Here is an 8,510-nt window from a genome sequence, read left to right as displayed (position 1 = left end):
TGAGGTGATGGCAACGAGGTGCATCCGATGTCGTCACAGTGGCACCGGATGCACCTCGCCAGACAGGTCAGCGTGGTTCTTTGGGCAGCCCGAGCACCTGCTCGCCCAGGATGTTGTGCTGGATCTCGACAGCGCCTCCGTAGATCGTCTCCGCTCGGGAGTTCAGGAAGCTCGCCTGGAACAGGCTCAGTTTGTAGTGGTCCCCGACCAGCATCGAGTCGGCGCCGGTCGCGTCCATCAGCAGCTCACCGAAGTCCCGGTGCCAGGTGGACCAGAACAGCTTCGAGATCGAGGACTCCGGCCCGGGGTGCGCGTTCGCGACTGCCCGGCTGATCGTGCGGATGTTCATCGCCTGCATGACCCGCAGGCCGACGTAGGCGGACGCGATCCGGTCGCGCAGCACCGGGTCGGCCGGGCGGGACTTCACGAGGTCGATCAGTGCCCGCATCTCGCGCTCGAACCCGGCCTGGAAGGGCAGCACGGTGGTGCCCCCGCGCTCGTTGCCGAGGGTGCCCATGACCACGCGCCAGCCACCGTTGACCTCGCCGACGACCAGGTCCTTGCTGGTGCGGGCGTCACTGAGGAAGACCTCGGCGAACTCCGTCCCGCCGGCCATGTTCCGGATCGGCCGGACCTCGACACCGGGCTGGTGGCGGGGTACGAGAAGCATCGAGATCCCCCGGTGCTTGGGGGCGTCCGGGTCGGTGCGGCACAGGACGTAGAGCCAGTCGGCGTACCCGCCGAACGTCGTCCATATCTTCTGGCCGTTGATCACCCATTCGTCGCCGTCGAGTTCGGCGCGGGTGCGCAGGCCAGCCAGGTCGCTGCCGGCGTCGGGCTCGCTGAAGCCCTGCCCCCAGAACTCCTCGACCTGTGTGATCTTCGGGAGGAAGCGGGCCTTCTGCTCGGGGGTGCCGAACGCGAGCAGGGTCGGCCCGAACAGGTCACGGCCGTGGACTCCCACCCAGTACGGCGCCTGTGCCCGGGCGTGCTCGACCTGGAAGATGATCTCCTGGGCCAGCGTCCCCCCGCGGCCGCCGTACTCGACCGGCCAGGCGATGTTCAGCCACTTGTCCTTCGCGAGGAGCTTCTCCCACTCCCGGCGGAGCTCCCAGGCGGTGTCGTCCGCCGGGCCGCCGACACCCAGGATGCTCCGGAAGTCACCGGTGAGATGATCGGCCAGCCATGACCGCGCCTCCTCCTGGAACTGCCTGTCCTGCGCGGTGACGGCAACGTCCATCGGCTACCTCGCCCACTCGCGCCCAGGCGGGCGCCTCTGGCTGATTCAGGATACAAAATCGTATAAAAAGTTATCTGATAGGTAGGGCTATAGCAAGTCCCGCGGGGCGTGCCGGGCGTGCGGTTGGTCGTGCGCTGGCTGTCGGCGGGTCCACCCACATCATCCGACGGGCTATGGTTAGCTGATTTACCTGATGGGAGAGGTGTTGTCGTGGACTTTGACCTCACGGACGAGCAGCGGATGCTGGCGCGGACCGCACGGGACTTCGTCTCGCGCACCTGCCCGCCGCGGCTGGCCAAGGAATGGGACGAACAGGGCATCCTGCCGAAGGAGCTTTTTCGCGGCATGGCCGACCTCGGGTGGTTCGGCCTCCCGCTGCCCGAGGACAGCGGCGGGGGCGGCGGGACCGCGCTCGAGCTCGTCCTGCTCGCCGAGGAGCTCGGGCGTGCCAGCCTCGACATCGCCATGTGCTATTCGGGGACCTTCATCCCGGGGCTCACCCTGTTGAAGTGGGGCACGCAGGCCCAGCGCGACCGGTACCTGCCCGGCATGCTCGACGGCACCGAGCGCTTCGCCATCGCCATGAGCGAGCCGGACGCCGGCTCCGACGTCGCGGCGCTGCGCACCACCGCGGCCGACCACGGCGACCATTTCGTCCTCAACGGCCAGAAGGCGTGGTGTACGGGGGCGGGCCTGCCCGGCACGACCATCGCGATGTACGTGCGCACCGACCCGTCCGCGCCGAAGCACGAGGGGCTGTCCCTGGTGCTGGTCGATCCCGCGACCGCTGGCGTGGAGATCCGCCGGACGCCGACGCTGGCCCGGCACATCCTCGGCACCAACGAGGTCTTCCTGCACGACGTGGTCGTTCCCCGGGAGAACCTGGTCGGCCCGCTGCACGGCGGCTGGAAGGTCATGCTCTCCGGCCTCGACCTCGAGCGCGTGCTCATGAGCGGCGCATACGTCGGCGTCGCCCAGGCCACGCTCGACGAGGCACTGGAGTACGCCAAGCAGCGCCAGCAGTTCGACCGTCCGATCGGCAACTTCCAGTCGCTGTCACACGCGATGGCCGATCTCCAGGTCGAGATCGACTCCGCCCGGCTGTTGTCCTACCGGGCCGCCTGGCTGCACGCGCAGGGCCGGCCGTGTTCCCGCGAGGGCTCGATGGCCAAGCTCAAGGGGTCCGAAACCTATGTCTCGGCGGCCCGGTGGGGTATGCAGATCCTCGGCGGCCATGGCTTCGCCACCGAGAGCGTGATGAGCTTCCGCTGGCGCGAGTCCATCGTCGCGCCGATCTCGGGCGGCACCAGCCAGATCCAGCGCAACGCGATCGCGCGCAGCATGGGCCTGCGCAGCTACTGACAGCCAGTCTGACCGCAGTCTGACCGCGGTTGTCCCGGAACTTCCCCGGGGTTCTCCAGGAGAGGCAGCCACTGAATATGGCGGACTACGACTTCGGGGGCGTCCTCCTCGTCGAGTCGGACGGCCCGGTGCGCATTGTCACGCTGAACCGGCCGGACGCGTTGAACGCGTTCGCGGACGGCCTGCATGAAGCTGTCGCCGAGGTCTGGGCGCGCATCGCCGGCGACCGGGATGCCCGCGCGGTGGTGCTCACCGGGGCGGGGCGTGCGTTCAGCGCGGGTGGCGACATCCCGGGTATGGCCAGGCAGATTGCTGACGTGGAGGTCCGCCGCCACTCGATGCGCGAGGCGCGGCGGCTCGCCGATGAGATCGTCCGCTTCCACCTCCCGGTGGTGACGGCGGTCAATGGCCCGGCGGTGGGCCTCGGGGCGACCATCGCCGTCATGAGCGATATCGTCCTGATCGCCGACACCGCCTTCCTGGCTGATCCGCACGTGCAGGTGGGCCTGGTCGCGGGCGACGGCGGCGCGGCGTTCTGGCCGCTGGCCACGAGCATCCTGCGGGCCAAGGAGTACCTGCTCACCGGTGATCGCATCCCCGCGGACCAGGCCGTCGCCCTCGGCCTGGCCAACCGGGTGGTCCCGGCCGGGGAGCTGCTGGCCGAGGCGCGCCGGGTCGCGCACAAGCTCGCCGGGCTGCCTCCGCAGGCGGTCCAGGACACCAAACGGGCGATCAACCTGCACCTGGCGCAGGCAGCCCGGCTGGTGCTGGACTTCTCCCTGGCCGCGGAGGGCGAGTCGTTCACCACCGAGGAGCTGCGCCGCAACGTCGAGAGCTTCCAGACCAGGTCATGAGCGTGTCTCCCAGCGGAACGGGTGCCGACGGCCTGCCTTGCGCACCCTTGGCGGGCCTGTTCGTGGTCGGCCTGGAGCAGGCTGTCGCCGCTCCGCTCGCCACCCGGCATCTCGCGGATCTCGGCGCCCGGGTCGTGAAGGTCGAGAACCCGCGCGGTGGCGACTTCGCCCGTGACTACGACCAGGCCATGAACGGCATGGGCGCCCACTTCGTCTGGCTCAACCGGGGCAAGGAGTCGCTCGCGCTCGATGTGAAGAAACCCGCGGGCGCTGAGGTCCTCGCCCGCCTGATCGAGCGCGCGGACGTCGTCGTGCAAAACCTCGCGCCCGGTGCCGCCGCCAGGCTCGGCGTGGCCGCCCATCAGGTGCTGGAACGCCATCCGCGGGCCGTGGCCGTCGACATCTCCGGTTACGGGGAGGGTGGGCCACTGGCCGCGAAGCGCGCCTATGACCTGCTCGTGCAGTCCGAGACCGGGTCATGCTCGGTGACCGGGTTCCCCGGGCAGCCGGCGAAGCCGGGCATCCCGCTCGCCGATGTCGCCGCCGGCATGTACACGTACTCCAGTGTCCTGGCCGCTCTCCTCGCGCGAGGCCGTACCGGCACGGGGGCGGAGATCTCGGTCAGCCTGTTCGACGCGGCGGCCGAGTGGATGGGGTATCCCCTCTACTACACGCTGGGCACTGGTCTCGATCAGGAGCCCAACGGTGTGAGCTCGCCGTCGGTCGCGCCCTACGGCGCCTATCGGACCGCCGACGATCAGGTACTCGTGGTGGGGACGACGAACGACCGTGAATGGCAACGCCTCGCCGAGGATGTGCTCGGCCGCTCGGATCTTGCCACGGATCCGTCGTTGGCCGGTAACACCGACCGGGTCCGGGACCGGCCCAGGGTCGACGCGGTACTGGGGGAGTGGGCCGGCGGACAGCTCCTGGCCGACGCCCAGGCCCAGCTGGACAAGGCGGGGATCGGCAATGCGCGCCTGAACTCGGTGACCGATCTTGTCAGGCATCCGCAGCTGGCGGTTCGGGACCGGTGGCGTGAGATCGATTCGCCGGTCGGCCCGCTGCGCGCGTTGCTGCCGCCGCCGATCTCGCCGCAGTGGTCGGTGCGGATGGGGCCGGTGCCGGCGCTGGGCGAGCACACCGACGGGGTGCTCGCGGACCTCGGCTACGAACCGGCGCAGGTGCGGGCGCTGCGGGCGGCCGGCATCGTCTGACGCCGGCCGCGGTTGGGTATGGCGGGGCAGGGCGGGGAGCGACGGTCGCGTTGCGGCAGCCCGGGTCAGGGTGGCGATGGTGTCCGCAGCGTTGTTGGATGTTGCGTTGCCTGGCCGCGGGTCGATGACCAGCACGTCGTCGGTGCTGTCGTAGGTCGCGAGGTTCGGAGCGAACCCGACGCCGCCCTTGCGGGTCGCCGCCTCGTGGTCGTTCTCGAGGCTGGCGACGACAGTATGCAGGGCGGGTCGTCGTCCCGCACGGTTTTGATCCACGTGTCGAGGTCTTCGCTGCGGCGCTCGGTGGGTAGGAGGTAAACGCGCGTACCTGGGCGGCCAGGACGGTCATCTGCGGACAGCTTGCGACCAGGTCGTCTCGGTGCCACCGCCGGTGATCGGGCAGGTTCTCGTGCCTGATCATAAGCCAGTCGACCCGGTGACGTGGGGACGGCGGGACGCGTGCGGGGTCGGGGTGTCCCTGCTGGGAGGTGGCACACGAGCAGGGTGCTGCTTATCCGGATAGCCCTGCTCGCGGATCTCGGCCAGCAGGCGGGTGGCCGCCCTGGTCAAGGGAAACACACGGATCAGGTGGAGAGCTTCCGGTCCGTTGTCTCCGACAAGCCGGAACCCTTCAGCCCGACATGAGAGTCCCGGCGCAGCGCCGAGCGTCGGCATCACCCGAGGACAAATGACTCGTCCCCGAAGTCAGCGATTATCTTCAGTTTCCCGCCGAGTGCCTGCACATAGGCGGCGAGGGTGTCGACCTCGCTCCGCTCCAGCTGCCCCTTCTCGATCCGGGACACCCGCGCCTGGGTCACGCCCATCGCCGTGGCCACCTCGACCTGGGTGGTGTGCTGACGCCGACGCACCTCGGCCAGACGGAAAGCACGAGCCTCGGCGATCATCCGCTGCGCGCCGGCGTCGATCTCAGCGTGTTCCGCGTCGGTGAACCCGAACTCCCGGGTGAGCTCCTCCCAGGAGCGCGCGTCCGGGTCGGCCCGGTGGTCGCTCATCGGTCTTCTCCCTTCTCCATCCGCCGGAGGTGGTCGGCGTACGCCGCCTCGGCGAGCGGGATCGCACTGCGGTACCAGCTCTGCCAGGTGCCGGCTTTGTCGCCGCCGACCAGGATCACCGCTTGGCGCTGCGGGTCGAACACGAACAGGAGACGTACCTCGCTCGCTCCCGCCGACCCGGGTCGTAGCTCCTTCAGGTTGGCCAGATGGGATCCCCGCACCGTGTCGACGAGGGGCCGGCCGAGGGCCGGACCCTCGATACTGAGCGCTTGGATTGCCTGGCTGATCAGTAGGAGCGTCCGGCGGTCGCCGCGACGGAGTGCGTGCAGCCACGACAGTGCCGGCTCAACCACGATGATCGACCAGGTCATCCGGCCTCCTCATCACCCGACTACAACACTGACAGCATATGTCACCTACGTTGTCGGGTCAGGAACGGGTGCTCACCGCCGGGGGCGCAGACCAGCGGCGCTTGTACGACCTGTTCGGCCACGTTTGGTCAAGGCCAGCCCCGCCACCGAGCTCAGTGAAAGACAGAGGCCACCGGGCGCTTTGGCACCCTTGGACGTGGAACTCAGCTCAGGAGATCGAGGACGGTCTGCTTGTCGGCGTCCTCCAGAAGGATCTTGCCGACGGCGGTGAGGTGCCGGCGCCAGAAGGCCTCCGCATCCTCGGTCTGGTGATTGCGGATGAGCTGGACGAGCTTGGTGTTGGCCCGATGTGCCTTGCCGACAAGGGTCTGCTGCTGGTCGGGGTTGCTGACGCGCGCCATGTGCGAGGACATAGTGGCGGACTCGACAATGCGGTACAGCATCCCGACCAGCAGCCGGAGCGTCCGGTTGCCCGCCAGCTCGACGACGAGGAGGTGGAACTCCGCATCGATGAACATGAACTGTTCGTGGTCGTCGAGGGTTTCCTGGCACTTGGCCAGCGTCTCGTTGAGCCGCGTGAGGTCATCGTCGTCGTGCCGGTCGGCGAGCAGGCCCGCGGCGCGGGACTCCAGCAGCGCGCGTGCCTCGTAGACGTCCGCGAGCGTGGTGCCCCGGTACTGGAGGATCGCACCCGCGTACCGGGCTGCGGTGTCCCCGGTCGGCAGGTGCACGCGGGCGCCGCCGCGGGCGCCTCTGCGTACGCTGATCAGCCCTTCCGACTCCAGGACCCGGAACCCCTCGCGTAGGGTTGGCCGAGAGACCCCGAAGCGTTCCATGAGAACCGCCTCGGACGGAAGCGCTGTCCCCTCGTCGAGTTTGCCTAGGATGATCTGCCGGCGCAGATGGCTGGCGACGATCTCGCCGGCCTTGGGCACACGGACCCGGTCTTCGGTCGCCATGGATTCCTCCTGCTCGTTGGCACCGCCGCGGAACGGGAGTGGTGACCCGGCGTTGGGTGCCGGAGGCGGGTGAGTAGAGGTGTCCCCTGCGCGGTCGCTTGGACAATAATCTAGCTGATCGATGCTCGATCTGCGTCGCCGGGTAACAGGGAGGTGTCTGGTCGCACACGCTTGTGGCGTCGCCGGCGGACGCCCTTCGGCTGAGCTCGCCCGAGGTCTCCGGCCGCGCGAACAGAACCGCGGTCACGCGGCCGGCGGCCCTAGATGCCTATCCGCTGGGCGAGCTGTTCGCGGTGGTAGGCGGGGTCGCCGAGCAGGAGCTGCGAGGTCTTGGCCCGCTTGAAGTAGAGGTGGGCGGGATGCTCCCAGGTGAAGCCGATGCCGCCGTGTACCTGGATGTTCTCGGCAGCGCAGTGGAAGAACGCGTCCGAGCAGTAGGACTTGGCCACGCTGGCCACGACCGGCAGCTCGTCGTTGCTCTCGGCTGCCGCCCACAGGCCGTAGTACGCGGCGGACTTGGCCGACTCCACGTCGAGCAGCATGTCCGCGCACTTGTGCTTGATGGCCTGGAAGGAACCGATGGGCCGGCCGAACTGTACCCGGATCTTGGCGTACTCGACGGCCATCTCCAGGACCTTCTGGGCACCGCCCACCTGCTCGGCGGCGAGGCCGATGGCCGCTGTGTCGAGAACGCGCGGGAGAACCGTTGCGCCGTCGCCGTCGGCACCGATCAGCCTGGCGGGGGTGTTGTCGAAGTCGAGCCGGGCCTGCTTGCGGGTGAGGTCCATGGTCGGCAGGGCGGTCCGGGTGAGACCGGGCGCGTCACCGGGCACAGCGAACAGGCTGACTCCAGCGGTGGTGCGGGCCGCTACCAGGACGAGGTCGGCGGTATGGCCGTCAAGCACGTAGGTCTTGGACCCGCTCAGCCGCCACTCGTTGCCGCTGCGGGTCGCGGGAAGTGTGATCCCGTCGGCGTCCCAGCGGCCGGATTCCTCGGTGAACGCAAGCGTGGCGCGGATGTCGCCGCTGGCGATGCCCGGCAGGAAGTCCTTCTGCGCGGCGTCGTCACCACTCGCGACGAGCGTTGTCGCCGCGAGGACGACCGTGGAGAAGTACGGCGCACACAGCAGCGCGCGACCCGCCTCCTCCAGAACGATGCCCACCTCGACGAAGCCGTAGCCGGCACCGCCGTGCTCCTCGGGGATGGCGAGGCCGGTCAGGCCGAGTTCGCCCGCCAGTTTCGTCCACACGCCCGAGTCGTAACCCTCGGTGGTTTCCATGAGACGCCGGACCTCGGATTCCGGAGAAAGATCCTCCAGGAAGTCACGCACGGTGCGGCGTAGCTCTTCCTGCTCCTCGCTGAAGGCGAAGTTCACGGCAGCTCCTGGCTACAGGCGATATTCTAAAAGAGAATATAATTAGTAAGCTAATTCGGCAAGGTATGGACTGAGCGGCGGAACAGGCGTCGCGGGGCTGGTGCGCACGCCTGTAGCCGGG

General features: G+C 68.8%; 8 protein-coding genes. 3 read left to right on the top strand and 5 right to left on the bottom strand.

Annotated elements, in window-relative coordinates; genetic code table 11:
* Positions 1 to 67 precede the first annotated feature (67 nt).
* Entirely contained in the window at positions 68 to 1,240 is a 1,173-nt protein-coding gene (locus MJ785_RS18505) for an acyl-CoA dehydrogenase family protein (RefSeq protein WP_239310384.1), read from the bottom strand.
* 210 nt (positions 1,241 to 1,450) lie between these two features.
* On the opposite strand from MJ785_RS18505, the gene MJ785_RS18500 reads away from it, so the two are divergent.
* The 3 genes from MJ785_RS18500 to MJ785_RS18490 all read left to right on the top strand — a co-directional run bounded on the left by MJ785_RS18500 (position 1,451) and on the right by MJ785_RS18490 (position 4,673).
* The gene (locus MJ785_RS18500) at positions 1,451 to 2,602 is read left to right on the top strand and encodes an acyl-CoA dehydrogenase family protein (RefSeq protein WP_239345122.1); all 1,152 of its coding nucleotides are present in this window, start codon (positions 1,451 to 1,453) and stop codon (positions 2,600 to 2,602) included.
* Between the two features lie 77 nt (positions 2,603 to 2,679).
* Positions 2,680 to 3,456: an enoyl-CoA hydratase/isomerase family protein gene (locus MJ785_RS18495; RefSeq protein WP_239310386.1), complete on the top strand. Its 777-nt coding sequence runs from the start codon at positions 2,680 to 2,682 to the stop codon at positions 3,454 to 3,456.
* Entirely contained in the window at positions 3,453 to 4,673 is a 1,221-nt protein-coding gene (locus tag MJ785_RS18490) for a CaiB/BaiF CoA-transferase family protein (RefSeq protein ID WP_239381998.1), read from the top strand. Before MJ785_RS18495 ends, MJ785_RS18490 begins: the two co-directional genes overlap by 4 nt.
* Positions 4,674 to 5,344: 671 nt before the next feature.
* Here MJ785_RS18490 and MJ785_RS18485 read toward each other — a convergent pair.
* The 4 genes from MJ785_RS18485 to MJ785_RS18470 form a co-directional block, all read right to left on the bottom strand.
* Positions 5,345 to 5,683, bottom strand: coding sequence for an XRE family transcriptional regulator (locus tag MJ785_RS18485; RefSeq protein WP_239312229.1), 339 nt, complete (start codon positions 5,681 to 5,683; stop codon positions 5,345 to 5,347).
* Positions 5,680 to 6,054 carry a type II toxin-antitoxin system RelE/ParE family toxin gene (locus tag MJ785_RS18480; RefSeq protein WP_239312227.1) on the bottom strand — a complete coding sequence of 125 codons (375 nt, stop codon included), beginning with the start codon at positions 6,052 to 6,054 and terminating at the stop codon, positions 5,680 to 5,682. Before MJ785_RS18480 ends, MJ785_RS18485 begins: the two co-directional genes overlap by 4 nt.
* 203 nt (positions 6,055 to 6,257) lie before the next feature.
* Positions 6,258 to 7,013: a FadR/GntR family transcriptional regulator gene (locus MJ785_RS18475; protein ID WP_239312226.1), complete on the bottom strand. Its 756-nt coding sequence runs from the start codon at positions 7,011 to 7,013 to the stop codon at positions 6,258 to 6,260.
* A gap of 260 nt (positions 7,014 to 7,273) precedes the next feature.
* Positions 7,274 to 8,389, bottom strand: a complete 1,116-nt coding sequence (locus tag MJ785_RS18470) for an acyl-CoA dehydrogenase family protein (RefSeq protein WP_239312224.1) — start codon at positions 8,387 to 8,389, stop codon at positions 7,274 to 7,276.
* Between the last annotated feature and the right edge of the window lie 121 nt (positions 8,390 to 8,510).

Origin of the sequence: Protofrankia sp. CiT1, from assembly GCF_917627335.1 — a bacterium.
Lineage (GTDB): Bacteria > Actinomycetota > Actinomycetes > Frankiales > Frankiaceae > Protofrankia.
This window is presented reverse-complemented; position numbering and strand designations above follow the sequence as displayed.